Below are 26,902 nucleotides of genomic sequence, written 5' to 3'. Positions count from 1 at the left end.
TGCCGATGGCGGGCCACCACAATGTCATGAACGCGCTGGGCGCCATCGCCATCGCCCGGGAGCTGGGGGTGTCGGAGGCCGACATCCGCCAGGGCCTGACCACCTTCGGCGGGGTCGGGCGGCGGTTCACGACGGTGGGGGAGGTGGGCGGCGTCCGCATCATCGACGACTACGGTCACCACCCGGTGGAGATCTCCGCGGTGCTGAAGGCGGCCCGGGCGGTCACCAGCGGCCGGGTGATCGCCGTGGTGCAGCCGCACCGCTATTCGCGCCTGCACGACCTCTTCTCCGAGTTCTGCGGCTGCTTCAACGACGCCGACGTCGTCATCGTCTCCGATGTCTACACCGCCGGCGAAACCCCCATCGCGGGCGCCGACCGCGACGGCCTGGTGCAGGGCCTGCGCCGCTTCGGCCACCGCCGCGCCCTGGCCCTGGAGAGCCCGGCGGCGCTGGCGCAACTGGTGTCGCAGGAAGCCAGGCCCGGCGACTTGGTGGTCTGCCTCGGCGCCGGGGACATCACCAGCTGGGCCTACGCCCTGCCGGCCCAACTTGAGGCGCTGTCCGCAAAATGAGCGGGCTCGATAACCTTCCCACGGTGCGGGGCAAGCTGCTGGCCAACGAGCCGCTCGCCCCCTTCACCTGGTTCCGGGTGGGCGGTCCGGCTGACGTCCTCTTCCTGCCGCAGGACGAGGATGACCTGGCCGACTTCCTCCGCGGCCTGGACCCCGCCGTGCCGGTGACCGTCCTCGGCGTCGGCTCCAACACCCTGGTGCGCGATGGCGGGGTCGAGGGCGTGGTGATCCGCCTGGCCGGCCGGGCCTTCGGCAAGATCGAACCGCGCGGCGACAACCGCATCTATGCCGGGGCTGCCGCCCTGGACGCCATGGTGGCGCGCGAGGCGGCCAAGGCGGGCATCGCCGGCCTGGAGTTCTATCGCGGCGTGCCGGGCTCCATCGGCGGCGCGGCGATGATGAACGCCGGCTGCTACGGCGCCGAGACCAAGGACGTCCTCGTCGAGGCCTACGCCGTGACACGGGGCGGCGAGCGAGTGACCGTCTCCAACGCCGAGATGGGCTTTTCCTACCGCAGGTCGGCCAAGGCCGCGCAGGGCGGCCTGATCTTCACCGGCGCGCTCTTCGAGGGAACCCCCGACGACCCCGCCGCCGTCGAGGCCCGCATGGCGGAGATCACCGCGCGCCGCGAAACCACCCAGCCGATCCGCGAGAAAACCGGCGGCTCCACCTTCAAGAACCCGCCGGGTCACTCCTCCTGGAAACTGGTGGACGAGGCCGGCTGGCGCGGCAAACCGTTCGGCGGGGCGATGTTCTCGCCCCTGCACGCCAACTTCCTGATCAATACCGGCGACGCCACCGCCGCCGACCTCGAGGGCCTGGGCGAAGCCGTCCGCGCCGACGTGAAGGCCAAGACGGGGATCGAGCTCGAATGGGAAATCAAGCGCATCGGCCGGACCTGATCCTGATCCGGCACGCCGCGCCGGCCCAGGATCCGAATGTGCCGCCGCCCCAGTGGTCGCTGTCGGAGGACGGCCGCGCCGCCGCCCGCGCCCTGGCCGCCAAGCTGAAGCATCTGGCGCCGGCCGCCGCCGTCTCGAGCCCCGAGATCAAGGCCCTGGAGACCGTGCGCATCCTCACCGAGGGCCTGGGCCTGGAGGTCGAGACCGATCCCGCCTTCGCCGAACTGCACCGGCCAAACTGGCCCTTCAGCGACACCGCGACCTTCGAGGCCCGCGTGGTCGCGCTGCTGGAAAACCCCCACCTGAGCATCGAGGGCGCCGAGCCGGCCGGCGAGGCGGCCGCACGGTTCTCGGAAGGCCTCTTCCGCCACGCCGCCCGGCCGCTGATGGTGGGCACCCACGGCACGATCCTGGCGGCCTATCTGGGCCTGCAAACCGGCCGCCACGACGCCGAGCTCTGGAAGAGTCTGCGCCTGCCCGAGGCCCTGGTGCTGGACGCCGAGAGCCGGCTGATCGAGCGGATCAGCGCCCCGGTGGATCACGATTAAAACATACTATTGCCTACCGTGGCGCCGCCCGCGATGATCGCGGCGCATGAGATCGGCCCCAGGCCGGCGACCCCGGGTGGAGATGCCTGCGATGAACAAGCCCACGCCGCCCGACGCCTGGACCCATCGGCAGATGGACACCCCGGAGATCCTGGCGCTGCGGGCCCACCTGGAGGCCCACAACGGCATCAAGGGCCTGGACATCCTCGAGCCCGGCGACACCGAGCACGCGGTCAACCTGTTCCGCCGCGACGGCTTCGTGGTGATCGCCAATGTGCTGAGCAGTGAGCAGACCGATTTCCTGGCCAAGGGCTGCAACGAAGTGGCCCGGGAAATCCTCGCCCTCGATGGCGACCGCGCGGGCAACCGCGGCTCGCACCGCTATTCCTTCGGCGGCAGCAGCCTGACCCGCAGCCAGCTGCACCGCCCCGAGTGGCAGATGCTGCTGGATATCCCGGCCGTCACCGAGATCGTCTCCGCCATCTTCGAGAGCCCGAACTATGTGCTGCGGGCCGCCAGCGGCGACTTCTGCCTGCCCGGCGCGGTGGAGTACCAACCCCTCCATGCCGACGTGAATGACTGGCGCAGCGACGAGCGGACGCCCTTCAGCGCCTATCACGACCCCCGCGGCCAGGTGACGATACGAGATCTGCCGTGCCCCTATGTCTGCGTGAACTTCCTGCCCCAGGACGTCACCCGGCTGAACGGGCCGACGCGGCAGATTCCGGGCACCCAGCACTCCCGCGTGCGCATTCCCCGCCTGGACGACGAGCCGGATTGGATGCGGCTGAGCACCGTCTGCCCGGCGCCGGCCGGCGGCATCATGATCCGCGACGTGCGCGCCTGGCACGGCGGCACCCCCAATGTCTCCGACAGCATGCGGGCCATCCCGAACCTGGAGTTCTACGCCCCCTGGTTCCGCGAGCCGATCGTGCCGGGGATCAGCTACGAGGACTATCGCAAGCTGTCGGAACAGGCCCAGCGCCTGGTCCGCCACTGCGTCGCCGACTCCAGCGAGACCCTGGTCACCGGCCCCACCCTGCGGGCGCCATGAACTATCGCCAGCTCGGCCGCTCGGCGCTGAAGGTCAGCGAACTCTGCCTCGGCACCATGAACTTCGGCCCGCGGACCTCTGAGACCGAGTCCTTCGCCGTCCTGAATGCCGCCGTCGAGGCGGGGATCAATTTCGTCGACACCGCCAACCAGTACGGCGGCCGCCTGGGCGTCGGGACCACCGAGACCATACTGGGGAAGTGGCTGGCCCAGGACCCGAGCCGACGTGGCCGGATCGTCCTGGCCACCAAGGTCCATGAGCCGATGTCCGACGACATCAACGACCGGGGCCTGTCGGCGCGCCACATCCAGATGGCCTGCGACGCCAGCCTGAAGCGCCTGCAGGTCGACCACATCGACCTCTACCAGATGCACCACATCGACCGCCTGGCCCCGGCGGAGGAGATCTGGCAGGCGATGGACCGGCTGATCGCCCAGGGCAAGATCACCTATGTCGGCTCCAGCAACTTCCCCGGCTGGAAGATCGCCCAGCTCAATGAGCGCGCCCGCGACCGGCTGGGCCTGGTGTCGGAGCAGGGCCTCTACAACCTGATCGAACGCCGCGCGGAGATGGAAGTCCTCCCGGCCTGCCAGGCCTATGGCCTGGGCCTCATCGCCTGGAGCCCGCTGGCTGGCGGATTGCTTGCCGGGAACGCCCCGGCCGATGCCGGCCGCCGCCAGAGCGACGACATGAAGCGCGCGGCCGCGGCGCGCGCCGATCAACTGTCCCGGTTCGCCGATCTCTGCGCGGAGCTGGGGCAATCCCAAAGCGCGGTGGCCCTGGCCTGGCTGCTGCATCAGCCGGGCCTGACCTCGACGATTATCGGACCCGGCGGCCTTGAGCAGCTGACCTCTATCTTGCACGTGCCGGACATCGCGCTCGACGTCGACCTGCTGGCGAAGATCGACTTCATCTTCCCCCCCGTCGGCCCGGCGCCCGAGGCCTACGCCTGGTGACCCCCTGGGCGTCCGGGCGGGTCGAGGTCTCCGGCGGCCACCTGGCCTATCACCGCACGGGCGGGGTGGGGCCGGCCCTGGTTCTGTCCCACGGCCTGACGGACAACGGCCTGTGCTGGCGAAGGCTGGCCCAGGCCCTGGCGCCCGAGTTCGACATCATCATGCTGGACGCCCGTGGCCACGGGGACAGTTCGCCGGTGGGCGACCATGACCCGGCGCAGGATCTCGCCGAGGCGATCGAACAGCTTGGCCTGCGACAGCCCATCGTGATGGGCCACTCGGTCGGGGCGCGGGCCACGGCGGCCTATGCCAACGCCCATCCCGGCCGGGTGTCGAAGGTCGTGCTGGAGGACCCGCCTTTCCTGCCGCTTATCGACCAGGCCCAGGCCGACCGCCGCGCCGTGCGGTTCCGGGAACAGGTGGAGAGGTTCCGCGCCATGTCCCTGGCCGAGCTGATCGCCATGGGCAAGGCGCAGTCGCCCCTGTGGCACGACGACGACTTCCCCGCCTGGGCGGAGGCCAAGCACCAGACCGACCCGCAAGCCATGCCGGTCTACGCGACCCCCTGGCAGGCGATCCTCACCCAGATCACCGCCCCGACCCTGCTCATCCACGGCGACAGCGCCCACGGCGGCCTGGTCACCCCGCAGATCGCCGACGAAGCCCGCGCCCTCAATCCCAACATCATCACGGTCCTGGTCCCCGGCGCAGGCCACAACACCCGCCGGGAGAACTTCCCGGACTATCTGGCGGCGGTTCGCGCGTTTCTGGGCCCTGCGGGCTGACCTCGCGCCCCTATCATCGAAATCCCGAAAGGGACCTCAGAAGCCGACGCTCAAGGACAGGCGCACGGCGCGTGGCGCCCCCGGCATAATGTTATTGTCGCCATGGCTGGTGGGGAAGTAGCGCTTGTCGAACAGGTTCTCGATGTTGACCTGGGCCCGTAGCCTCTCCGTCAGCCGCACGAACACCGCCGCATCGACACGGGTGAAGCCAGGCAGGGTCACGGCGTTGGAGACCGAGGCGAACATCTTCGTCTGGTGGACGACGCCCAGGCCCGCGCCGAACCGATCGCTGAAGTCGTACTTGTTCCACAGCGAGACCGTGTGCTCGGGCACCAACGGGACCTCCCGCCCGGCCGGGGCGGCCGAGGTGGTGCTGGTGATCTCGGCGTCCTGCCAGGCGTAGCCGCCCATCACCACCCAGCGCTCGGTGAGCCGGCCTGCGAGGCCCGCCTCGAAACCGTCCGTACGCTGGGAGCCGGTGAGCACGACCTGGCCCGGGCGGGTTGGATCGGGCGCGCTCGTGTTCTCCCGGTCGAGGCGGTAGAGCGCCGCCGTGAAGAGCAGGTCGGGCGTCACCTCCCACTTCAGGCCCACTTCGCGGTTCTCGAACGCCTCGGGCTCCAGGGTCTCGCTGGTGGCGTTGAGCGACGCGAGCTGATCGCCCGAGCTCGGCAGGTAGGACACGCTGTAGCTGGCGTAGAGCGAGACCGGTTCGATGGGCTTGAACACCAGGCCCAGACGCGGCGACCAGAGGTCGTCCTGGCGCGAGAAGTCGCGCCGGCCGGTCACCGACGCGCGGCGGTCGGAGAAGTCCACCTCGAAGCTGTCGAAGCGCAGGCCCGCGATCAGCTGCAGCCGGGGCGTGAGCTCGATCTGGTCCTGGACATAGGCCGCCGCCACCGTCGCCTTGACCCGGTTGTCGGCGTCGCCGCCGGTGGTGGTGAAGAAAATGGGCAGGCCGCGGCGGGTGGGGTCGGCGAAGGGGTTGCCGGCCAGGGTGGTCGGGCCGGTCACCGTGTTGAAGTGGCCGGTGCGCCGGAGGTTGGAGGTCTTCTGCAGGCCGAACTCGGCGCCGGCGAGGACGGTGTGCTGCAGGCCGCCCAGCGCGGTCTTCCACACCAGGTCGGTCTGGTTGAACAGGTTCTCCCGCGGGCTGTCGTTCTGGTAGGCCTGCAGCGGATAGGTGGAGGCGGCGCCGCCAACCGCCACAGCCGGCCCGCCGGGGAAGATGTTGGCGTAGAACTTGTCGTAGTCGCCGTGGACGGTGCGGTTGCGGACCACCAGGCTGTCGGTGACCTGGTATTCCACCCCCAGGTTCACGAGGTCGACCTTGGTGGTGGCGTAGCTGCGTTCAGGATCGCCGAAAAAGGCCCCCCGCGGCGCGGGCGACGGACGGCCGGCGAAGGCGGGAACGCCGCGGTCGGTGGTGCGGTCGTCATCGAAGTGCTCGTAGGACAGCGAGACGGTGAGGCCCGCGCCATTGCGCCACGCGACGGATGGGTTGAGCCCCCAGCGCTCGATGTTGGTGAAGTCGCGGAAGCTCTCCGAGCGCTCGTAAAGGCCGACGAGGCGGACGGCGAAGGCGTCGTCGATGGCATGGGCGGCGTCCGCGGTCAGACGGCGATGATCCCACGACCCGAACTCCAGGGAGAGCGAGCGCTCGTCGGTCCAGTCGGCGATCTTGGTGACGCGGTTGATCACCCCGCCGCCGCCGCCGCGGCCGAAAATCATGGCGTTGGGGCCCTTCAGGACCTCGACCCGCTCGACGTTGTAAAGGTCGCGAAAGTACTGGACGTCATCCCGCACGCCATTGACGAAAAAGTCGGCGGTCGTGGCGTTTCCCCGGATCGTCGGCGCGTCGCGATGGCCCTCGCCCTGGCCCATGGTGACCCCAGGCACGTAGCGAACGACGTCGGCCATCGTCTGCATCGCCTGGTCGCGGATCAGCTCATCCGTGATGACCGTCACAGCCTGCGGAACGTCGCGGAGCGGCGTGTCGGTCTTGGTGGCCGTGGTCGTGCTCAGGGCCCGATAGGCGTCGTCGCGCGGCGCGGTCACCGTCACGCCGGCGACCTCGGCGTCGGCGTCGGCCGCCCGCGCCTCATGGCTGGCCAGAGCGAGCATGAGCGGCGCAAGGGCGACAAGGGCGGCGTTCCGACGAGGGTTCACGGGCGGTCTCTTTGAAGATAATACTGCAAATGCGAGGCGTTCTTAGGCGATCGTTTCAGCCTTGGCAATGAGAACCGTTCGCAAAATTGCCAATGGCGCCGGGGCGCCCCGCAATTCGGGGTACAGGAGCATCCTTCCTGAAGGGAACGGCCGCACCGCCGCGCGATCGCGCCCGGCGAACGGAGCCCCGAACCGGACCGAAAAGCCGCCCCGATCACCCGCCGTCCGGGGAAGGCTGCCCCTGTCCCCCTACCTCCCGGCGGCGGTCCGTCAGCCTGGCCCCTCAAGTCGCCGAGCCATCGCTTCGAGCGACGGCCATGGCGGGCCCTTGCGCAGGGTGTCGATGAAGTGCTGAGCCCACTGTCGGCCGTTCGGGAACTCGTCGGCGACATCCCACCGCCATGCTGCGACCATCGCCAGAACCAGGGCGCGGCATGCGCTCAGTAACGTCTGATCCACGTCCGGATAGTGCTCGATGACCGCCTCAGGGACGTGGGCCAGGTCGAACGCGATGGGCCCGAAACAACAGGTCTCAAGGTCGATGAACAGCGGCCCGATCTTGGTGCTCAGCACGTTGCCGGAGTGCGGTTCGCCGTGAAGCAACTGCTCGGCTGCGCCGCGATCGACAATCGTCGCCCTGAGGCTCTGCAACATGTCGCTGAGAAGGCGTCGGTCCGCGTCGGCGAGTTCCGGTGTCAGGGCCCGATTGGCCACGAGGTCCTGGGCTTCGGCGACGCGGTCGGTGAAGTGCGGCGCCGCAATCTCGATCGTCCGCATGCCGGCGTGCAGGCGCCAGAGCGCATCTGCGTATTCGGCCGGCGTGACGCCTGGTGTCACGGGCGCGTAGTAGGTCCAAAGCGTGATCGCAAAGCCGTCGCGCTCATAGACACGGGGCGGAACCCTGGGATCGAGAAGCGCCGCGGGGCTCCCTGTCTCGTCGAGCCGTCCGGCAAGCTCGACCTCGAACTGCGCCACTTGCCCCGTCATGGGCGCGACCCGGGCGAAGGCGTCACAGGGCTGCAGACGCAAGGCGAGCTTGTTGGAGTTGTGAAGAACGACCGCGTCGTCGGCTTGGAGGCCAAGCGCCCTGGTGGTCGAGATGGCCGCAGCCACCGCACGCTGAAGTTCCCGGGCCTGCAAGGGGTGCTCGCTTTGCGCTCAAGGATCGGCCGAGCAGGGGCCGGCCCGGATCGAAATCTCGCTCCACCATGATGAAAGAATACGGCCACCACTAGGCTAAACCACAACGTCATCAGACGGCGGTGATGTCAGGGATCGTGGCGCTTGTGAGGGCGCCCAACCCGGCAGAGGTCAAACCGCCTTTTTGCCAAGTCTCGCCCTTGTCCTGGCGAGCTGGGCCTTCTTCAAGGCCGCAATGACGGTCTTCAGCTCCGCCCTTACCGCAGCGCGCCGCCGCCAAGGGCGCCATGAGTCTCTGGGTCCCACCGGGTCGCCGATGTGGAACGTCGCCACCAGTGTGGCCAACGGCTTTAACGGTATGGCTGGGATGGGGCGAAGCCGGCAGCGCCCCTCGGCGCGGAGCCGTTCGATTGCAGGACCAACGCCGCCGGCGATCCGGACGGTTTCGTCAAAAACCGTGTCGCCGCAGCCGAGCCAGTGTGAAATCAGCCGGGTGCGCACGGCGCGGATCGCGGCGCGCGATTGTGTCCGGTTTGACCCCATGGGCTCGATCGACAGATCACATTCGGTGTCGAGACCAAGGGAGCGGTTGTTGACGTTAGCCGATCCAATCCGTAGCAGGACGTCGTCAATGATGGCGAGTTTGGCATGGACGATGATGGTTCGACCAAGGGTCGTGACCGGGCTGTAAATGCGAAAGCGCCCATGTTCATCGGCGGCCGTCAGCCGCTCGATGAAGAACGACCGGGTCCGGTCCATCGTCATCTGGTCAAAGTAGCTCGGCGCGTGCTCGGTTGAGACAAGGACAACCTCTGGACCGTCAGGCTCGGCTAGCCTTTGGGCGAGCGCCTCGGCTATGACAGTGGAGGTGAAATACTGGTTCTCAAGGTAGATGCACGACTTCGCCGCCGCGATGGAAGCCAGGTAGAGGGCTTCGATTTCTCGCACCTGAGGCTCCTTGCGCCAGGCCGACGCCGCGCGAGAGATGCCGACCCGAACGTCTCGGAATTGTGGGATGACACCTTCAGGCCAGGGATCGGATTCAGGGTGGGCGTCCGGCAGCGGCAGACGTTCATCCGTCGCTCGAAACCACCGATCTCGAAAGAGTTCGCCCAGGGCGCCTGCAGCGCGTCCGTCGACCGCGCTCATGACCTCATGGCGGGGATCGAAACAGGGCGGTGCGCCCGGCTTGGCGGCCCGGCGAAGGTTATCGTCCTCATGATCGCAGGTATCCCATCGATCCGGACCGAAATCGCAGCCACCACAGAAGGCGACCGCGTCATCCACCACAACCACCTTTTGGTGATGGCTGGCGCCGACCGGTAGCCTGCCGTCGAGGTGGTAGCGGATGGTTGTGCCCCGAAACACCTTGGCCGCGCGCTGAGGATAAAATTCCTGGGTCACCGCGATCGGGAGTGCGGCCTTCCAGCAAAGGATTCTGATGTCGAGTTCAGGGCGCTTGAGGGCTGTGGCCTTCAAGAATTCAGCGATGCGGCTGCTGTCGGCGTCGGCGCAATCGACCTGAGGCTCGAAGGCGGTCATGGGGTGGAAGGCCCATCCCAGCACATGCACTGAGCGGGTGGCCTTGGAGATCGCCGACATCACAGCTGAGAAGTAGTCTTCAACATCGATAAACACTGCAGCTCGGGGGGTGGTCTCCGTACGCCAGCAGGTGGTTCCAGGCTTCAACAACATGCGTAGTCTCCCGTGGCGGCTTGCGGCCGAGCCCGCAGATTTGACCAAAATGTCCGCGCACAAACCGTCCGCGCATGCCTCAACGCAAAGCGAAGCTTGAGGCTCCGTCGGCATCGTCCGCCAAGGGTGGTCAGCGGAACATGCCGCGATACACTGGGCCTCCCATGGCGCTGACCAGTTCGATCACGGCCTACGATCCGCGCTGGCCGCAATGCTATGCCGAAGCCGCAGGCCAGCTCGCTCCGATCCTCGAGCCAAGTCTCGTGGCGATCCACCACGTCGGCAGCACCGCGGTGCCCCTGCTCGCAGCCAAGCCGGAGATCGACATCCTCGCCATCGTCAGGACGTCTGATACGCCAGACAGCTGGCTCGACAGCCTCGGGATGCTTGGCTTCAGACGCGGTGGCGATCTGTCACCTGGCCACCGCTTCTTCAAGCGGGACGCGGACGGCGTCAGGACACACAAGGTCCACCTTTGCACCGCCGGACACCCGAGTATCACCGAGATGCTGGGTTTCAGGGACCACCTTCGCATCAGCGAGGAAGATCGACGGAGTTACGAAGACCTAAAGCTCAGACTGGAGCGCGAAAACGTCGCCGGGATCGGGGAGTATCTCTCGCGCAAGCGTCCCTTCATCACCGGCGTCCTGGCGCAGATCGGAATCACGAGGTGACGCGGGGCGTCCCTCAGGGGGCCTCAGCAGACATGCCCATCGATGCAGGCTCAGCAGCCGGTCCTCTGAGCCAGGCCGAGGCTGCCGCCGCGTTCGCGTCGGTGCTCGCCGCCCACGATCCTTTCTTCGACCATGAGGTGCAGCGGCCGCAAGGACGGCTGCGATCGCGGTGTTACGCCGCCGCCATGCCTGTGCCGGACGTCCTGGTTTCGGCGGTTCGAGCCGTGGTGTTCAGAGGCCCGCGAGTCGTTGTGGTGAGCGAGTCCGACGGCACGCGCCACGTCATGGCCGGAGGCCGCCGCGAGCCCGGCGAAAGTCAGGAAACCACGGTGCGGCGGGAACTCCTGGAGGAGTGCGGATGGCATGTGGGCGAACTTCGGCCGTTCGCGATCCTGCACTTCCAACATCCAGGCCCCACGCCCCCGAGCGACTGGTGCGACTTCGCCAACGTCATCTATCTCGCAGAGGCCACCCGCTACGACCGGCGAGCCCTCGACGCAACGCAGGGCAAGGTAGGTTCGCGGCTGATGTCGGCGAAGGCGGCGTTGGGCGCCGTCACCGATCGTCACCGGGCGATCCTCGCGGCGGCCCTGTCGGCCAGACGAACGGCGCGGGCAGGATCTTAGGCGCGGGCAGGACGTCTCCGACGGAAGCGGGCCGTTGACCGTCAGCTTAGGATCGTGACCGGGCCTTGGCGTGGTCGCTACAAGCAGCCGTTCCAGAGCTCGCACCCAACCAGACCTTCCCGACGCCCGCGAAGGGTGGAGAGCGGCTATCCCTTTCAGGGCCTCGCCACCACCGCAATGCGCCCTAAGCTAACCTCGACAGGTTGCAGACAAGCGGACGCTTCCCCGCGCTGCTTCCGCGCAAGACGGGGACGTCGGGGCTTTCTGGTGTTTGCCGATCTGGCGCGCTGACGCGCCGGGCGAAAGTGCCGGGACCAGATTTTCTGAAAGCTTTGCGATTTATATCCTAGTGATCCGATAGGCATAATGTTCTTATTGTCCCTGGTGATCGCAACTAGCGAGGGGCTCCCCCATGACATCGACTTCCAGCACTCTGAGGGTGATCCTTCTCGCGGGCGTGGCCTTCGCCGCCGTCGCGAGCCCCGCCCTTGCGCAAGAGTCTGACGCCGACCGCATCGCGCGGCTCGAAGCCGCGTTGACCGAAATCCAGGGGCAGCTCGCGGACCTGAAGGCGTCCTCGGGGGCCGGCATCGCCCAGGTCCGGGCCGCGCAGCAGGCCACCACCGTCAGTCTGGCGAACGGCCGACCGACCCTGGCCACCGGCGACGGCCAGTTCACGGCGGCCTTCCGGGGCGTCTTCCAGCTGGATGGCGCGATCCATGATCAGGATGATGCCGGCCCGCTGGCCGCGGACTTCCGGCGGGGCTCGTTCAACGACGCGACGGAGAATGAACGGACCCGCGATCTCTCGGACGGCCTCAACTTCCGGCGGGTTCGCCTCGGCATCGAGGGCAAGGCGTTCGGCGATTTCGAGTACAACTTCCTCTACGACTTCAGCGGATCTGGAACCGAGGAGGGCGGCAAGGTCAGCGCCGCCTGGGTGCAGTACAACGGCCTGGGCTTCGCCAAGATCCGGATCGGCGCCTTCCCGCCGCCGACCAGCCTTGAGGACGCCGCTTCCAACGCCAGTTCCCTGTTCGCCGAGCGACCGGCCCCGGCCGAGCTTGTGCGCGGCCTGGCCGGCGGCGACGGCCGCACTGGCCTGGGCCTCTACGCCGGCGGCGATCGCTGGACGGCGGCCGGCGTCCTGACCAGCAATCTGGTGGGAACCCAGACCTATGACGAGCAGACCGGCTTCGTCGGCCGGGTGTCCTATGCGCCGTTCAAACGGACGGACGCATTGATCCACGTCGGGGCTAATGTGAACCTGGTGCTCAGCCCGGCCGCAACCGGCCCGGGCCTCCCCGGCGGCGCGGCTAGTCCGATCCGCCTGCGCGAACGACCCGAACTGCGCGTCGACGGCACGCGTCTGGTCGATACCGGCAACATCGACGCCGACGGAGTCACCGCCCTGGGCGTGGAGTTCGGCGCCCAGCGCAAGAACCTCTACCTGCAGGCCGAGTACTTCGACATCGCCGTGGAGCGCCGTTCGAGCGCCCTGGCCGACCCCGACTTCTCTGGCTGGTATGTGCAGGCCGGCTGGACCCTGACCGGCGAGGCGCGCCGCTACAACGCCGCCGGCGGTTTCGACGGACCGCGCGCCGCCAAGCCCTTCGACCTGAAGGCCGGAACCTGGGGGGCCTGGGAGCTGGCCGCGCGCTACTCGGTGCTGGACCTCGACTACCGCGAGGGCGACCTGCCGGCCCTGGGCTCGGTCCGGGGCGGCGAGCAGTCGATCTTCTCGCTCGGCCTGAACTGGTACGTGAACAACGGCGTCACGCTGCAGGCCGCCTGGCGCAACGTGTCCGTCGACCGGACATCGCCGGGCGGAACCGCCTTCGGGGCCGGCGCCGCGACCCCGGCCCTGGGGACCAAGGTCGGCCAGGACCTGAACATCTTCGCTTTCCGCACCCAGTACGCCTTCTGAGTCCGGCGACGCTACCTTCTTCGACATCGAGGACATCATGACCGACGATACCCGACACCTCTCCCGTCGCGGCCTGCTCGGCGCCGCAGCGCTCGCCGGCCCGGCCGCCCTAGCCGGTGGCAGCCTGGCCATGGCCCAGGGCGCGCCCAAGCCCGCGACCCTGCTCAACGTCAGCTACGATCCGACTCGCGAGCTCTACAAGGAGGTCAACGCCGCCTACGCGAAGTTCTGGAAGGACAAGACCGGCCAGACGCTGACCATCCAGCAAAGCCACGGAGGCTCGGGCAAACAGGCCCGGTCGGTGATCGACGGGCTTCAGGCCGACGTCGTCACCCTGGCGCTGGCCTACGACATCGACGAGATCGCGCAGAAGGCCAAGCTCCTGCCGGCCAACTGGCAGGCCCGCCTGCCGCAGAACTCCACGCCCTACACCTCGACGATCGTGTTCCTGGTCCGCAAGGGCAATCCCTGGACGATCCGGGACTGGAGCGATCTGGTGAAGCCCGGCATCGACGTCATCACGCCCAACCCCAAGACCTCGGGCGGGGCGCGGTGGAACTATCTGGCGGCCTGGGCCTGGGCGTTGAAGCAGCCGGGCGGCAATCCGGCCAGGGCCGAGGCCTTCGTGAAGGAGCTCTTCCAGCACGTGCCCATCCTGGACACCGGCGCTCGGGGCTCCCTGACCACCTTCGCCCAGCGCGGCGTCGGCGACGTCTTCCTGTCGTGGGAGAACGAGGCCTTCCTCTCCAACGAGGAGTTCGGGCCCAAGTTCGACATCGTCTACCCGTCGCTGTCGATCCTCGCCGAACCGCCGGTGGCGCTGGTCGACAAAATCGTCGACCGCAAGAAGACCCGCACCATCGCCGAGGGCTACCTCAACTTCCTCTACAGCCCGCTGGCCCAGGACCTGATCGGGAAGCACCACTACCGGCCGCGCAACGCCCAGGCCGCATCGAAGTATGCCGGCAAGTTCAGGAAGATCCCCCTGGTCACCATCGACGACACCTTCGGCGGGTGGGCGAAGGCCCAGAAGACCCATTTCGCCGACGGCGGCGTGTTCGACCGGATCTACCGCCCGTGAGCACGCCCCTGATCGCCGGCAGGCCGAGGAAGGGACGCTGGCGAGACGCCGGCGTTCTGCCCGGCTTTGGACTGTCGATGGCGATCACGCTGACCTGGCTCAGCGTGATCGTTCTCATTCCCCTTGCGGCCCTGGTCATCCGGCCGTGGGAACTGGGCCTGGACGGCGTGTGGCGCACCCTGACCGACGAGCGGGTGGTCGCTGCCTTCAGGCTGAGCTTCGGCGCAGCCGCGATCGCAGCCGCGACCGACGCTGTGCTGGGGCTGATCGTCGCCTGGGCCATCGTGCGCTACCGGTTCCCCGGACGCCGGTTGCTCGACGCCCTGGTCGACCTGCCGTTCGCCCTGCCGACCGCCGTGGCCGGCATCGCCCTCACCGCCATCTATGCGCCCAACGGGCCGCTCGGCGCCCTGTTCGAGCAGGTCGGGATCAAGACCGCCTACTCCCCGCTCGGAGTCGTCATCGCCCTGACCTTCATCGGCCTGCCGTTCGTTGTGCGCGCGGTGCAGCCGGTGCTGGAGGAGGTCGACCGTGAAGTGGAGGAAGCCGCCCGCACCCTGGGGGCCAGCGACTACCAGCGCATCATCCGCGTGGTTCTGCCGGCCATCCTGCCCGCCCTGCTGGCCGGGGTCGGCCTGGCGTTCGCCCGGGCGGTCGGCGAGTACGGCTCGGTGATCTTCATCGCCGGGAACCTGCCGATGGTCTCGGAGATCGCGCCGCTGCTCATCGTGATCAAACTGGAACAGTTCGACTACGCCGGTGCCGCCGCCGTTGGTCTGGGCATGCTGACCATCTCTTTCGCCATCCTGCTGGTCCTCAACCTTCTCCAGACCTGGCTGACCCGGAGGACCGGGGGATGAGCCGCGCAGGCAAGATTCACCTGCCCGGCTGGGCGCCGCTGATCGTGCTGCTGGCTGTCGTCGGCATGGCCGCCCTGGTCGTGCTGCCGCTGGCCATGGTCTTCGTCCAGGCGCTGGCCAAGGGCGTGGACGGCTTTCTGGAGCCGTTCCGCGAGCCGGACACCTGGTCGGCGATCAAGCTGACGCTCATCGTGGCCGGCATCTCGGTGCCGCTGAACGCCGTCTTCGGACTGGCGGCCGCCTGGGCGGTCACCCGGTTCCAGTTCGCGGGCAAGAGCCTGCTGATGGCCCTGATCGACCTGCCCTTCTCGATCTCGCCGGTCATCTCGGGCCTGGTCTGGGTGCTACTGTTCGGGGCCCAGGGCTACTTCGGCCCGGCGCTGGACGCCCTTGGGATCAAGGTCATCTTCACGGTCACCGGCCTGGTGCTGGCCACCGTGCTGATCACCCTGCCCTTCGTCGCCCGCGAACTGATCCCTCTGATGCAGGAGCAGGGCGCGGACGAAGAGGCGGCGGCCATGACCCTGGGCGCCGGCGGCTGGTCGACCTTCTTCCGGGTCACCCTGCCCAATGTGAAGTGGGCGCTGCTCTACGGCGTCCTGCTCTGCAACGCCCGGGCGATGGGCGAGTTCGGCGCCGTTTCCGTTGTCTCCGGCCATATCCGGGGCCTGACCAACACCCTGCCGCTGCACGTCGAGATCCTCTACAATGAATACGATTTCGTCGGCGCTTTCGCCGTCGCCACCCTGCTCGCGGGCCTCGGCCTGCTGACGCTGGCGGCCAAATCCCTTCTCGAATGGCGATTTTCCGGCGAGCTCGCCGCTACGCGCCGTCACTGATCTCCAGGCTGGTTCATGACGCTTATCGTTGACTCCGTCGCCAAGGCTTTCGGTCGTTTCCCGGCCCTGGGCGGCGTTTCGCTGGAGGCCCGGGAGGGCGAGTTCCTGGCGCTGCTCGGCCCCTCGGGCTCGGGCAAGACCACCCTTCTGCGCATCCTGGCCGGATTGGAAACACCCGACGTCGGCGCCGTCAGCTTCAACGGCGAAGACCTGCTGGCCCTGTCGGCCCGCGAGCGGCGCATCGGCATGGTCTTCCAGCACTACGCGCTGTTCCGGCACATGACCGTAGCCCGGAACATCGCCTTCGGCCTGAGCGTGCGGCCGCGCGCCACCCGGCCGTCGAAGGCTCAGGTCGCGACGCGCGTCGCCGACCTGTTGCGACTGGTGCAGCTGGAGGGGCTGGAGGGCCGCTATCCGGCCCAGCTGTCCGGTGGCCAGCGCCAGCGCGTCGCCCTAGCCCGCGCCCTGGCCATCGAGCCGCGCATGCTGCTGCTGGACGAGCCGTTCGGGGCGCTGGACGCCAAGGTGCGCCGCGAGCTGCGCCGCTGGCTGCGCAAGGTCCACGACGAGACCGGCGTCACCACCATCTTCGTGACCCACGACCAGGAGGAGGCGCTGGACCTCGCCGACCGGGTGGCCATCCTGAAGGACGGCGCCCTGGTCCAGGTCGGCGCGCCGCAGGCTGTCTACAACGACCCGGCCGACGCCTTCGTGTTCGACTTCCTGGGCGGCGCGGTGCGGCTGCCCGGACGGGTCGAGGGCGGCCAGCTGACGCTTGGCGACTGGGCCGGCGCAGCCCCCGCCGACGCGCCGTCGGGCGCGGTGCAGGTCTTCTTCCGCCAGGATCAGGCCAGCCTGCAGGGCCTCGGCGGCGAGGGCTTCAGCGCCGTCGTCACCGGCCTTGTCCAGCGTGGACCGGCCGTCCGTATCGACCTGGAGGCGCTGGGCCAGCCGATCGAGCTGCTGCTGCCGCCGGGCGAGGTCCCCGACCTCGTCGCCCCCGGCCGCGCGGTGCGCGTGGCGCCCAAGGCGGTGAGGTTGTTTGGAGAACGGTAGGTCCGGAAGACAGCTTGGCCGCCTAACGCTGCCGCATTCGGGCCGACTTGGCTCTCTCCTGGCTCCAGACCTTTCCAACGTCGGCAATGAGGCGATTGTGTTGAAAAAGTCTCGGAGGGCTCCAGGACGGGGTCAGTTCACCTAGAAAAATTCAATTAAGCAAAGCATAATTTCAACTACACTCCGGATGGCGCATGTGTGTTGCTCAAATTTGGGCGGGATGAACTGCGCGCGGACTTTCTCAACACAATCAGCCCGTAGCGGCCAACTGCGTCCCTCGAGCTGAATGTCTCCTTCGGGTCGCGAGCAGTCTCGAGCAAGGCCGCCGCAAGCAGACGTTCCCGAGATCGCCGGAAACCGGACCTTGTCGACGTCAGCCAAGGGGGAGGTTGCGACTTCACGCCCTCAGCACGGCGACCAGGGTCCAGCACGTGATGAAGACAAGCATGAGCGAGCCGATGGTCCAGAGCGCTGCACGGGTGTCATGGGTTCGAGCCGTGAAATAGGCCGCGAAGTGGGCGAAACGGGAAATGACGTAGCCATAGAGCAGCCACTGCGCGAGGAGCAGCGGAGGGTCCGCAAGAACAAACAGGAAGCCGGCGACCAGGAAGAATGGAACGTTCTCCAGGTCGTTGAGCTGCATGCGCCGGATGCGATCAACGGACTCGTTCGGCTGTGTCTGCGTCGGATTCGGGTGAGGATTCAAAGCGGTCTTCTTCAGGTCCTCGGGCGAACGGAAGCCGCCCTTTACCTGCATCATGCGTATCACGGTCAGCCAGGACATCCCGACCACCTTGAGGATCATGAGGGTAGCTGCCACCACGTAGGTATTGAACAGCGGATTGTGCAGGCTGAGCTTATCCATCATGCCCTCTACTGGCGCGTCTAGGTTGATCCTAGCCGAAATGACTGAGGGCGAAAGCGCGTCGCTCTGCGCGGTAGGCTGCACAAGGTCCGCTTCGGGTCGCGAGCGGCCGCAAGCCGTCGTCCGCCATACGCGGGGCGGGTTGGGGACGGGGCGCTCAAGGCCCACGATCCGCCGCGCGGGTGCCATCGACCGATGCTAGGGTGCCGCCAGACACGGAGGTCGGCATGGGCGCGTCACGTCGGGGTGTGATTCTGGGGGCGGGCGCCCTGGCGGCGGGGACGGGGGCGCAGGCTGCGACGCCGGCCGTCGAGCACGACGCGGCCTGGTTCCAGACGGTGCTCGAGCGCTTCGCGGGCTTCGGGATCAAGGCCTCGGGCGGGCCGGGCGACACCGCGTGCGGCGCCTGGCTCGAGGCCGAGCTCGCCGGGCTGGGCTATGCCTGCGAACGTCAGGCCTTCGAGGTTCCCTATGCCGAGGTGCGGACGGCGACGCTCACGGCGGGCGACCACCAGGCGACGGTGTTTCCCCAGGCCCTGGTGATCGCGACCGGTCCCGGCGGACTGTCCGCGCCCCTGCGGCTGGCCGCTTCGGAGGGGCGCCTGGAGGGGGCGATCGCGCTGATCGTCCTGCCGTTCCGGCGCTGGGTGAGCCTGGCGGAGCCTGCGGTCTCACGCGCCCTCACCGACGCCTTCGGCCGTGGCGCCGCGGCGGCGGTGCTGGTCACCACCGGACCGACGGGGGAGGCCGTGGCCCTGAACGTCAGCGCCACCAAGCCGGGCTTCGGCAAGCCCGTCGCCGTCCTGGCGCCCCAGGACGCCGAGCCCTTTGTGGCCGCCGCCCGGCAGGGGCAGGGCGCCACGCTCACCGTCGACGCCGCGTCCGGGCGGCGGCCGGCCTTCAACCTGATCGCCCGCCTCGACCGCGGCGCGGCCAAGACCCTGATCGTCACCACGCCCCGCTCCGGCTGGCACAACTGCGTGGCCGAGCGGGGGTCGGGCCTGGCGGTCTGGCTGTCCCTGGCCCACGGGCTGGCGGCCACCGCGCCCGGGGTGAACCTGGAGTTCGTCGCCACCAGCGGCCACGAGTACATCTATCTCGGCGGCGAGCAGTATCTCGAGCACCGCGCGCCCCGGCCGGCGGCCACGCGGATGTGGGTCCATATCGGGGCCAGCGCAGCGGCGCGCGACTGGCACGAGTTCGGCGGCCGCTTGCGGCCCCTGCCCAGCGCCGACACCCAGCGGGTGCTGACCGCCACCCCGGAGGTGATCGACGCGGTGCGCGCGGCCTTCCAGGGGATCAGCGGCCTGGAGGCCGTCTATCCCGCCGACCGGGCCCACGCCGGGGGCGAACTGGTGAACGTGATCGAGGCGGGCTACGCCCCGGCAATCGGCCAGTATGGCGGCCATCGCTACTTCCACACCGCCGGCGACGATTTGCGCTGCGTCTCGGGTGACCTGGTGGCGCCGGTGGCCGCGGCCTTCCGGGCGGCGATCGCGGCGTCCCTGGCCTAGACGCACGGGACCTCGACGGTCACATGTCGGCCCTCGTCGGCCGGCCGCCAAGTCCGCGACGCCTTGTGCCGCAACGCCTCGCGGCCCATGCGGGGCGCGTGAAGGGCCTTGTCTTCCATCCACGCCGACCGACCGGTGAAACGAGGGCGCCCGGCTTGACTCTCCGCCCCACCTGTCGCACCGCCGAAGGATGAAAAGACCGCGGCCGCCTGGGCCGCCCTGCTCGCCACGGAGGCCAAGTGAGCCAACCCCTTTCCGGCCGCCATGTGGCCCTGCTGCTTGGCGGCCTCTCCTCTGAACGCGATGTCAGCCTGGTCTCCGGCCGCGAGTGCGGCGACGCCCTGGAGCGCCTGGGCGCCAGGGTCACCCGGGTCGACGCTGGGCGTGACCTGGCTCAGGTGCTCACCCGGCTGAAGCCCGACGTCTGCTTCAACGCCCTGCACGGTGAGTGGGGGGAGGACGGCTGCGTCCAGGGGGTGCTGGAGACCCTGAACCTGCCCTACACCCACTCCGGCGTGCTGGCCTCGGCGCTCGCCATGGACAAGGCCAAGTCTAAGGCGGTGCTGGCCGCCGCCGGCGTGACCGTCCCGGGCGGCGGCCTGTTCAACCGCTTCGAGGCCGCCGCCGAGCACGTCATGCCCCCACCCTATGTGGTGAAACCCAACGCAGAGGGGTCCTCGGTCGGGGTCTTCATCGTCCTGGACGGCGCCAACCGGCCGCCCCAGGAGATCATCGCGCCCGAATGGACCTTCGGCGAGGAGGTGATGATCGAGCCCTATATCCGCGGCAAGGAGCTCGCCGTGGCCGTGATGGACGGCAAGGCCCTGACCGTGACCGACATTGTGCCCAAATCGGGTTTCTATGACTACGAGGCCAAATACGGGGATGGGGGGTCGGAGCACATCCTGCCGGCCAGGATTCCGTTGAAAACCCTGGAGAAAGCCATGGAGCTGGCCGAGCGCGCCCACGCTGCGCTTGGTTGTCGCGGGGTTACCCGATCTGATCTTCGTTATGACGACATTAACGACATTCTGGTCCTTCTGGAGGTCAACACACAGCCCGGCATGACGCCGACTTCGCTCGTCCCCGAGCAAGCGGCCATGAAGGGCGTGGACTTTGACAACCTGGTGCTTTGGATCACGGAGGACGCTTATGCCCGCGGTGCTGCGGGGGGGATCGCGAGTTTCGGCGAAACCCCGGGCTAGAAAGCCCGCTGGCTCCAAGTCTCGCTCCCAGGCCAAGGCGCCTGCGGGGTACGCCCCCGCGAAGCTGGGCGCCGCCCGAAACGTCGGCCTCTCCCCGCAGCACGCCCTGATGGCCGCCGGCGGCGTGCTGGCCCTCGTCCTGATCGCGACCCTGGCCACCGGCGACCGCGCCCACAAGGCTTCCGAAGCGATCAGCGGCGCCGTGGGCGGGCAGTTCGCCCACCTCGGTTTCCGGCTGAAGGCCGTCCACGTCCAGGGCGCCTCGGCCATGGCCACCGCCGACATCCTGGCCGCCGCCGGGGTCTACAAGGATCAGCCTCTGCTGGGCCTGGACCTGGAAGCCCTGCGCCAACGCGTCGAGGCCGTCGGCTGGGTCAAGGAGGCCCGCATCGTGCGCCTGCTCCCCGACACCCTGGTGTTGGCGGTGGTGGAGCGCAGGCAGCTGGCCGTCTGGCAGCACGGCGGCCAGAGCCACGTGATCGACGACCATGGCCGGATCATTCCCGAAGCCCGGTCCGACAAGTTTCCGACCCTGCCGCTGATCGTCGGCGAGGGGGCCAACGAATACGCCGCCCAGATCCTGCCGGAGGTGGCCGCGCGGCCGCGCCTGATGGAGCGGATCGAGGCCCTGGTGCGCGTGGACAACCGCCGCTGGGACCTGCGGCTGAAGGACGGCTCGCTGGTGCAATTGCCGGCGGTGGACGAAGACGGCGCCCTGATAAAACTGGAGCAGCTGGATCAGAGCCAGCGCATCCTGGAACTGGGTTTCGAGCGGATCGATCTGCGTGATCCGAGCGTGGTGGCGGTGCGGCCGCGCGACGGGGCCCTTCCCGGGCAACTCGTCGCGAACGGCGTTTGAGGAAGAAGAGGGCGGACCCGTTGGTGACCCGTGTTGAGGACCGCAAGGAGAGCCGCGAAGGGCTGAAGGCCGCGCTTGGCCGCCAGCCGGTGATCGCCGCGGTGGACCTTGGGGCGTCCAAGGTGAGCTGCTTCATCATGAAGCCTGACGGCGTGCGCCGTTCCGACCGCACCCTGACCGCGGCCGGTGTCGGCTATGTGCAGTCGCGCGGCGTGCGCGGCGGGGCCATCGTCAATCTGGACGAGGCGTCGGACGCCATCGCCCAGGCCGTCGAGCGGGCCGAGAACGTGGCCGGCGTCCAGGTGCAGGGCGTCACGGTCGCCACGGGCGGCGGCGCGCTCACCAGCCATCGGATTTCTGGCCGGGTGTCCCTGGGCGCGCGGGCGATCTCCGATCACGACCTAGTGCGCGCCATCCAGGCCGCCCTGGGGCAGATCAAGCTTCCCGGGCGCCGCGCTGCGCACATCCTACCCGTCGCCTGGGCGGTGGACAGCCAGTCGGGCATCCGCGATCCGCGGGCCATGTTCGGCCGTGTCCTGGCCGTGGAGCTGCTGGTGGTCTCGGTCTCCGAGGCCGTCTTCCAGACCCTGGGCGCCTGCGTGGAGCGGGCCCACCTGCAATTCGATGGCGTGGTCGCCGCTCCCTTCGTGTCGGCCCTGGCGGCCCTCGAGGAGGATGAGATGGACCTGGGCGCCGTCTGCATCGACATGGGCGGCGGCTCGACCTCGGCGGCCGTCTTCTCCGGCGGCAGCCTGGTCCACGTTGAGACCTTGCCCGTCGGCGGCAGCCACGTGACCGCCGACATCGCGCGCGGCCTCTCCACCTCCATCGCCGGCGCAGAGCGGATCAAGACCCTGCATGGCTCGGCCATCGCCTCGGCCAACGAAGACCGCGAGATGATCGAAGCGCCGCCGCGCGGCGACGATCCGGGGGCGGGCCCGGTGATCGCGCCCCGCTCCCTGCTGAAGGGCATCATCGCCCCCCGCGTCGAAGAGACCCTTGAGCTGCTGCGCGACCGACTGAAGGCCTCGGGCGCGCCTGTCGAGCCCGGCGCGGGCCTGGTGCTCACCGGCGGCGCGAGCCAGCTGGCCGGCGTCCGGGAAGTCGCCGTGCGTGTCTTCGACCGTCCCGTGCGACTGGGCCGTCCGCGCCGCGTGCCGCACCTGGCCGACGCCGCCTCGGGTCCCGCCTTCTGCGCGGCGGCCGGGGTCCTGCACCGTCACGCTTTTGGTCCCCGCGAGGCGGTCTCGGCCAAGGCGCTCGCCTCGGCCAAGCTGCGCCGCGATCCGGTGGACCCGGGCGCCAACCCGGTGGCCAAGGCGGCCGCCTGGCTCCGCGAGAACCTTTAACCCACCGATCTCGGCGGTTCATCCACAGGTTCATGCTGAAGCTGTAGTGACCTCAACTTGGGTTTTTGACCTCAAAGCGACTCGTCATCGCCTGCCGACTCACATTCGACTCAGTTGAGTCGCGTTCCTGTTCTTCGAATGTGATCAGCGGCTTGACGAAAAGTGTGAGTCAGGGTGTCGCAGTTCGGGTTGGCGAAACGCACCCAAGCCTTACGCGCCAACAAATTTAGGTTGGTTAGCGGCTCGACGGACCTCCGACTCGCCTTATGCAGTTAACCGCCAATTAACGATGGTAGGCGTTTCCTTAACGCCATCCGTCGAGGGAGCCTGGCGGGCGGGTCGCCTTGTCTCCCAGAATGAATGACGGAGGACGTAGAGGTCCCAATGGCTATTGCACTTTCCGCGCCGCGCGCGACCGAGTTGAAGCCGCGCATCGTTGTATTCGGCATCGGTGGGGCAGGCGGTAACGCCGTCAACAACATGATCGAAGCTGGGCTGGAGGGCGTCGAGTTCGTCGTCGCCAACACCGACGCCCAGCAGCTGTCGTTCTCCAAGACCGACCGGCGCATCCAGCTGGGGGTCCAGGTGACCCAGGGCCTCGGGGCCGGGGCCCACCCGGAAGTCGGGATGAGCGCGGCCGAGGAATCCATCCCCGAGATCGGTGAGCACCTCGACGGCGCCCACATGGTCTTCATCACCGCCGGCATGGGCGGCGGCACCGGCACCGGCGCCGCGCCGATCATCGCCAAGTGCGCCCGCGAGCGGGGCATCCTGACGGTGGGCGTGGTCACCAAGCCCTTCCACTTCGAGGGCCGTCACCGCATGCGCCTGGCCGACGCCGGGATCAGCGAGCTGCAACGCTATGTCGACACCCTGATCGTCATTCCGAACCAGAACCTGTTCCGGGTCGCCAACGAGCGGACCACCTTCGCCGAAGCCTTCGGCATGGCCGACCAGGTCCTGCACTCCGGCGTCCGCTCCATCACCGACCTGATGGTGCTGCCCGGCCTGATCAACCTCGACTTCGCTGACGTCCGCACGGTCATGACCGAAATGGGCAAGGCGATGATGGGCACCGGCGAGGCGTCGGGCGAGGACCGCGCCCTGATGGCCGCCCAGAACGCGATCCAGAACCCGCTGCTGGACGAGGTCTCGCTCAAGGGCGCCAAGGCCGTGCTGGTCAACGTCACCGGCGGCCTCGACATGACCCTTCTGGAAGTCGACGAGGCGGCCAACGCGATCTCCGAACAGGTTGATCCTGAGGGCAACATCATCTTCGGCGCCGCCTTTGATCCGACCCTTGAGGGCATGATCCGGGTCTCCGTCGTGGCCACCGGAATGGACGGCGCCTCGATCGCCGCCATCGAGCCCAAGGTCGAGCGTCGCCCGCTAACCGCGCCGCCGCTGCGCGCCACCGAACAGGCGCACCAGCCCTATTCGCCGCCGCCCGTGCCCGCCCCCGAGCCGGTGCGATCGATCTACGCCACTCCGGCCGCCCAGGCGCCGGCGCCTCGCTACGAGGCGCCGGCCTATCGCGCCCCGGTCGCCGCCGCTCCGGCCCCTGCGCCGACGCCGGCTCCAAAGGCCAGCTTCGACGAGGACCTGGAGGCCCAGGGCGATCTCTACGCCGCGGCTCCCGCGCCTGCTCCGGCCCCCGCGCCGGTTCGGGTCGAGCCGCAGATCACTCAGGCCGCCACGCCCCCGGCCCCGCCCGCTCCGCCCATAACCCGGATCGTCGATCCGTCCGTGGCCGACGACGAGGATGAGCCGCTGTTCACCGACGCGGCCTTCGAAGATCGCCGTCCGCAACGCAGCGGCGGCTTTCTGAGCCTGTTCGGCAGCCGTCCGCGCTACGACGCCCCGGCGCCCGCGCCGGCAGCCCGTCCCGCCGCCCGGGGCGGCGCCCAACCCGTTGAGGCTCCGGCTCCGCAAGAGCAGGTCGAGGGGCAGGAAGATCTGGAAATCCCGTCCTTCCTGCGCCGCCTCGCCAACTAGGCGATCCGCATCCACACTTCGCGCAAGGCCGGGCTCAACCCCGGCCTTGTTGCATTGGGGGCGGCTGTTCGCGTGTGAGGCGAGGGACGCTACGTCTTGATTCCGCTAACAAATCCTAACTCCGGAATCGAAACATTCGGAAACAGGACGTGTCTTGCGGCGCCGCAGCATAACCGTAAAAGGGCAGCTGGGGCGTGCCGTGGCCACTTCCGGCCCGCGCCCCGACTCGAAGAGGGCTCCGGTTTTGACCGCATCCGCGTTTCAACACACCCTGCAGGGCCCGGCGATCTTCGCCGGGGTCGGCGTGCACACCGGCGCCCACACCCGCGTCTCGGTTCGCCCCGCGCCCGCCAACACCGGCATTGTCTTCGTCCGCACCGATGTGACCGATCGCGACAACCGCGTGCCGGTCAGCGCCGAAGCGGTCTGCAAGACCCAGCTGGGCACCGTGATCACCAACGCCGCCGACGTCACCGTAGCCACCATCGAGCACCTGATGGCCGCCCTGGTGATGCTGAACATTGATAACGCCGTCGTCGAGCTCGACGGCCCCGAAATGCCGATCATGGACGGCTCGTCGCTGCCCTTCGTGGAGATTCTCGACCGCGCGGGCCGCCGGGGCCAGGACGCCCCGCGCCGCTACATTGAGATCCTGGACACCGTCGAAGTCGTGGACGGCGACAAGCGCGCCACCCTTAGCCCCGCCGACGAATTCGAGGTCGCCTTCGAGATCGCCTTCGACTCCAAGGCCATCGGCCGTCAACGGGTCGACCTGCCGATGAACGAGCGCGCCTTCCGCAGCGAACTCGCCAACTGCCGCACCTTCGGCTTCCTGCACGAGGTCGAGGCCCTGCGCGCCATGGGTCTGGCCCGTGGCGGCTCCATGGAAAACGCCGTCGTCATCGAGGGCGACCGCATTCTCAACCCGGAGGGCCTTCGCCGTCCGGACGAGTTCGTGCGTCACAAGGCGCTGGACGCCATCGGCGACCTGTTCGTCCTCGGCGCGCCGATTCTTGGCCGCTTCGAGGGCGTGCTGGCCGGTCACGGCATCAATAACGCCGTGGTCCGCGCCCTAGTGGCCCAGCCCCAGGCCTGGCGCTATCGCAGCCTGGTGGACAATCTGGCTCAGGCGGTCTGAGCCCCTTTCGGGCTCGCCTCTCTTTCGACAATCTCGAGCTTTAGCTCGACCATCGTCGGGTGGTTCCCTGCGTCCTCGCCGCCCTTCCGTTTGCGCCCCGCCGAGCGTGGTGTAGAAGCGAGGACTCGCAGCGCGGGGCCGCGCATTTGGTCTGTTTGAGGTGACGGTGTCCTTGCTTCGCAATTCCTGGGGTCGCCCGGCGCTCGTCGCCTGCATCGTCGCCCTCGCCTTGGCCGGCTGCGCCGGTAAAGAAAAGCGGCCCAAGCTGGCCTATGAGGAGCGCCCGGTGGAGCTGCTCTACGCTACAGGCGCCGATCGGCTGGACCGGGGCCTGTGGAACCAGGCCGTCGACTATTTCCAGGAGGTGGAGCGTCAGCACCCCTATTCGGAATGGTCGCGCCGGGCGATCCTGATGACCGCCTACGCCCACTATCAGGCCAACAACTACGCCGAGGCCATCGGCGACGCCGACCGCTTCATCTCGCTGTACCCCGGCAACCCGGCGGCCACCTACGCCCACTACCTGAAGTCCATCTGCTATTTCGAGCAGATCGTCGACGTGGGACGCGACCAGGCCGCTACGGGCCAGGCGCTGGCCAACCTGCAGGAGGTGGTTCAGCGCTATCCGCGTAGCGAATACGCCGCCGACGCGCGTCTGAAGATCGACATGGTCAATGACCAACTGGCCGGCAAGGAAATGACCATTGGCCGCTGGTACCTGCGTCAGGGCGACACCATCGCGGCCCTGGGTCGTTTCCGCACGGTGATCGACCGCTATCAGACCACCAGCCACGCGCCAGAGGCCCTCTACCGCCTGGTGGAGGCCTATCTGACCCTAGGGCTGGCCGAGGAGGCCAAGCGCAATGGTGCGGTGCTGGGCTTCAACTATCCGGGCGACGCCTGGTACGGCGACGCCTACGAGCTGCTGACCGACCGGGGCCTGCGTCCCGCGATCGAGCCGACGGGCAAGAAGGGCGGCCTGCTGCGCAACCTGCCGTTCCGCAAGGACAAGACCGCGACCATCAAGCCGCCGTCCGCTCCGATTGAAGAACCTAAGGCGAACTGATCCCTTCCAGCGCGTCTGATTCCAGGC

Annotated in this window: 24 protein-coding genes; 20 read left to right on the top strand and 4 right to left on the bottom strand. The window is 68.4% G+C overall.

Translation table 11 applies throughout. From position 1 onward, the window contains the following. From RMO97_RS17125 to RMO97_RS17100, 6 genes are all read left to right on the top strand, one after another. On the top strand, positions 1-572 hold a 572-nt coding region (locus RMO97_RS17125; RefSeq protein ID WP_310542234.1), incomplete at its 5' end, for a glutamate ligase domain-containing protein. Further along, positions 569-1,474 (top strand): UDP-N-acetylmuramate dehydrogenase, encoded by a 906-nt coding sequence (murB, locus tag RMO97_RS17120; protein ID WP_310542233.1) that lies wholly within the window; start codon positions 569-571, stop codon positions 1,472-1,474. The genes RMO97_RS17125 and murB, both read left to right, overlap by 4 nt. Next, positions 1,444-2,022, top strand: coding sequence for a histidine phosphatase family protein (locus RMO97_RS17115; protein ID WP_310542232.1), 579 nt, complete (start codon positions 1,444-1,446; stop codon positions 2,020-2,022). Before murB ends, RMO97_RS17115 begins: the two co-directional genes overlap by 31 nt. 91 nt (positions 2,023-2,113) lie before the next feature. After that, entirely contained in the window at positions 2,114-3,076 is a 963-nt protein-coding gene (locus tag RMO97_RS17110; protein ID WP_310542231.1) for a phytanoyl-CoA dioxygenase family protein, read from the top strand. After that, positions 3,073-4,032: an aldo/keto reductase gene (locus RMO97_RS17105; protein ID WP_310542230.1), complete on the top strand. Its 960-nt coding sequence runs from the start codon at positions 3,073-3,075 to the stop codon at positions 4,030-4,032. Before RMO97_RS17110 ends, RMO97_RS17105 begins: the two co-directional genes overlap by 4 nt. Continuing rightward, complete coding sequence (locus RMO97_RS17100; RefSeq protein ID WP_310542229.1) at positions 4,029-4,817, top strand: alpha/beta hydrolase; 789 nt, start codon at positions 4,029-4,031, stop codon at positions 4,815-4,817. The genes RMO97_RS17105 and RMO97_RS17100 overlap by 4 nt, the downstream gene beginning before the upstream one ends. Positions 4,818-4,853: 36 nt before the next feature. Here the strand turns inward: RMO97_RS17100 and RMO97_RS17095 are convergent, their stop codons facing one another. The 3 genes from RMO97_RS17095 to RMO97_RS17085 form a co-directional block, all read right to left on the bottom strand. After that, entirely contained in the window at positions 4,854-6,986 is a 2,133-nt protein-coding gene (locus RMO97_RS17095; RefSeq protein WP_310542228.1) for a TonB-dependent siderophore receptor, read from the bottom strand. A 270-nt stretch (positions 6,987-7,256) separates the two neighbouring features. Beyond that, entirely contained in the window at positions 7,257-8,126 is an 870-nt protein-coding gene (locus tag RMO97_RS17090) for a phosphotransferase (RefSeq protein WP_310542227.1), read from the bottom strand. A gap of 171 nt (positions 8,127-8,297) precedes the next feature. Further along, positions 8,298-9,821 carry a phospholipase D-like domain-containing protein gene (locus RMO97_RS17085; protein WP_310542226.1) on the bottom strand — a complete coding sequence of 508 codons (1,524 nt, stop codon included), beginning with the start codon at positions 9,819-9,821 and terminating at the stop codon, positions 8,298-8,300. A gap of 164 nt (positions 9,822-9,985) precedes the next feature. On the opposite strand from RMO97_RS17085, the gene RMO97_RS17080 reads away from it, so the two are divergent. The 7 genes from RMO97_RS17080 to RMO97_RS17050 all read left to right on the top strand — a co-directional run bounded on the left by RMO97_RS17080 (position 9,986) and on the right by RMO97_RS17050 (position 16,884). Further along, on the top strand, positions 9,986-10,495 hold the full coding sequence (locus tag RMO97_RS17080; protein WP_310542225.1) for a GrpB family protein: 510 nt from the start codon (positions 9,986-9,988) through the stop codon (positions 10,493-10,495). A gap of 32 nt (positions 10,496-10,527) precedes the next feature. Then, complete coding sequence (locus RMO97_RS17075) at positions 10,528-11,121, top strand: NUDIX hydrolase (protein ID WP_310542224.1); 594 nt, start codon at positions 10,528-10,530, stop codon at positions 11,119-11,121. Between the two features lie 412 nt (positions 11,122-11,533). Continuing rightward, on the top strand, positions 11,534-13,048 hold the full coding sequence (locus RMO97_RS17070) for a porin (RefSeq protein WP_310542223.1): 1,515 nt from the start codon (positions 11,534-11,536) through the stop codon (positions 13,046-13,048). 37 nt (positions 13,049-13,085) lie between these two features. Next, positions 13,086-14,129 (top strand): sulfate ABC transporter substrate-binding protein, encoded by a 1,044-nt coding sequence (locus RMO97_RS17065; protein WP_310542222.1) that lies wholly within the window; start codon positions 13,086-13,088, stop codon positions 14,127-14,129. Continuing rightward, positions 14,126-14,989 carry a sulfate ABC transporter permease subunit CysT gene (gene cysT, locus RMO97_RS17060; protein ID WP_310542221.1) on the top strand — a complete coding sequence of 288 codons (864 nt, stop codon included), beginning with the start codon at positions 14,126-14,128 and terminating at the stop codon, positions 14,987-14,989. The genes RMO97_RS17065 and cysT overlap by 4 nt, the downstream gene beginning before the upstream one ends. Further along, a complete protein-coding gene (gene cysW, locus RMO97_RS17055) occupies positions 14,986-15,828 on the top strand; it encodes a sulfate ABC transporter permease subunit CysW (protein WP_310542220.1) in 843 nt (280 codons plus the stop codon). The genes cysT and cysW overlap by 4 nt, the downstream gene beginning before the upstream one ends. Before the next feature lie 15 nt (positions 15,829-15,843). Next, positions 15,844-16,884, top strand: a complete 1,041-nt coding sequence (locus RMO97_RS17050) for a sulfate/molybdate ABC transporter ATP-binding protein (RefSeq protein WP_310542219.1) — start codon at positions 15,844-15,846, stop codon at positions 16,882-16,884. Between the two features lie 397 nt (positions 16,885-17,281). Here the strand turns inward: RMO97_RS17050 and RMO97_RS17045 are convergent, their stop codons facing one another. Beyond that, entirely contained in the window at positions 17,282-17,752 is a 471-nt protein-coding gene (locus RMO97_RS17045) for an MAPEG family protein (protein WP_310542218.1), read from the bottom strand. 224 nt (positions 17,753-17,976) lie between these two features. Here RMO97_RS17045 and RMO97_RS17040 point away from each other — a divergent pair, with 224 nt between their 5' ends. From RMO97_RS17040 to RMO97_RS17010, 7 genes are all read left to right on the top strand, one after another. Continuing rightward, a complete protein-coding gene (locus tag RMO97_RS17040; protein ID WP_310542217.1) occupies positions 17,977-19,263 on the top strand; it encodes a M28 family peptidase in 1,287 nt (428 codons plus the stop codon). Positions 19,264-19,472: 209 nt separating this feature from the next. Next, positions 19,473-20,468: a D-alanine--D-alanine ligase gene (locus tag RMO97_RS17035; protein WP_409035333.1), complete on the top strand. Its 996-nt coding sequence runs from the start codon at positions 19,473-19,475 to the stop codon at positions 20,466-20,468. Then, a complete protein-coding gene (locus RMO97_RS17030; RefSeq protein WP_310542215.1) occupies positions 20,416-21,327 on the top strand; it encodes a cell division protein FtsQ/DivIB in 912 nt (303 codons plus the stop codon). The genes RMO97_RS17035 and RMO97_RS17030 overlap by 53 nt, the downstream gene beginning before the upstream one ends. Before the next feature lie 23 nt (positions 21,328-21,350). Beyond that, on the top strand, positions 21,351-22,676 hold the full coding sequence (ftsA, locus tag RMO97_RS17025; protein ID WP_310542214.1) for a cell division protein FtsA: 1,326 nt from the start codon (positions 21,351-21,353) through the stop codon (positions 22,674-22,676). 384 nt (positions 22,677-23,060) lie between these two features. Continuing rightward, the gene (gene ftsZ / locus RMO97_RS17020; RefSeq protein ID WP_310542213.1) at positions 23,061-24,671 is read left to right on the top strand and encodes a cell division protein FtsZ; all 1,611 of its coding nucleotides are present in this window, start codon (positions 23,061-23,063) and stop codon (positions 24,669-24,671) included. Between the two features lie 244 nt (positions 24,672-24,915). Beyond that, positions 24,916-25,809, top strand: coding sequence for a UDP-3-O-acyl-N-acetylglucosamine deacetylase (gene lpxC, locus RMO97_RS17015; protein ID WP_310542212.1), 894 nt, complete (start codon positions 24,916-24,918; stop codon positions 25,807-25,809). 160 nt (positions 25,810-25,969) lie between these two features. Beyond that, positions 25,970-26,875 carry an outer membrane protein assembly factor BamD gene (locus tag RMO97_RS17010; RefSeq protein ID WP_310542211.1) on the top strand — a complete coding sequence of 302 codons (906 nt, stop codon included), beginning with the start codon at positions 25,970-25,972 and terminating at the stop codon, positions 26,873-26,875. Positions 26,876-26,902 lie beyond the last annotated feature (27 nt).

Origin of the sequence: Phenylobacterium sp., from assembly GCF_031425575.1 — a bacterium.
GTDB lineage: Bacteria > Pseudomonadota > Alphaproteobacteria > Caulobacterales > Caulobacteraceae > Phenylobacterium.
Note: the sequence above shows the minus strand (reverse complement) of the source record. Positions and strands in the feature narration are given on the sequence as shown.

Coding starts and splice junctions, on each gene's coding strand:
- murB (WP_310542233.1), top strand. CDS start 569: ATGAGCGGGCTCGATAACCTTCCCACGGTGCGGGGCAAGCTGCTGGCC.
- RMO97_RS17115 (WP_310542232.1), top strand. CDS start 1,444: ATGGGAAATCAAGCGCATCGGCCGGACCTGATCCTGATCCGGCACGCC.
- RMO97_RS17110 (WP_310542231.1), top strand. CDS start 2,114: ATGAACAAGCCCACGCCGCCCGACGCCTGGACCCATCGGCAGATGGAC.
- RMO97_RS17105 (WP_310542230.1), top strand. CDS start 3,073: ATGAACTATCGCCAGCTCGGCCGCTCGGCGCTGAAGGTCAGCGAACTC.
- RMO97_RS17085 (WP_310542226.1), bottom strand. CDS start 9,821: ATGTTGTTGAAGCCTGGAACCACCTGCTGGCGTACGGAGACCACCCCC.
- RMO97_RS17080 (WP_310542225.1), top strand. CDS start 9,986: ATGGCGCTGACCAGTTCGATCACGGCCTACGATCCGCGCTGGCCGCAA.
- RMO97_RS17075 (WP_310542224.1), top strand. CDS start 10,528: ATGCCCATCGATGCAGGCTCAGCAGCCGGTCCTCTGAGCCAGGCCGAG.
- RMO97_RS17070 (WP_310542223.1), top strand. CDS start 11,534: ATGACATCGACTTCCAGCACTCTGAGGGTGATCCTTCTCGCGGGCGTG.
- RMO97_RS17065 (WP_310542222.1), top strand. CDS start 13,086: ATGACCGACGATACCCGACACCTCTCCCGTCGCGGCCTGCTCGGCGCC.
- cysW (WP_310542220.1), top strand. CDS start 14,986: ATGAGCCGCGCAGGCAAGATTCACCTGCCCGGCTGGGCGCCGCTGATC.
- RMO97_RS17050 (WP_310542219.1), top strand. CDS start 15,844: ATGACGCTTATCGTTGACTCCGTCGCCAAGGCTTTCGGTCGTTTCCCG.
- RMO97_RS17045 (WP_310542218.1), bottom strand. CDS start 17,752: ATGATGGATAAGCTCAGCCTGCACAATCCGCTGTTCAATACCTACGTG.
- RMO97_RS17040 (WP_310542217.1), top strand. CDS start 17,977: ATGGGCGCGTCACGTCGGGGTGTGATTCTGGGGGCGGGCGCCCTGGCG.
- RMO97_RS17030 (WP_310542215.1), top strand. CDS start 20,416: ATGCCCGCGGTGCTGCGGGGGGGATCGCGAGTTTCGGCGAAACCCCGG.
- ftsZ (WP_310542213.1), top strand. CDS start 23,061: ATGGCTATTGCACTTTCCGCGCCGCGCGCGACCGAGTTGAAGCCGCGC.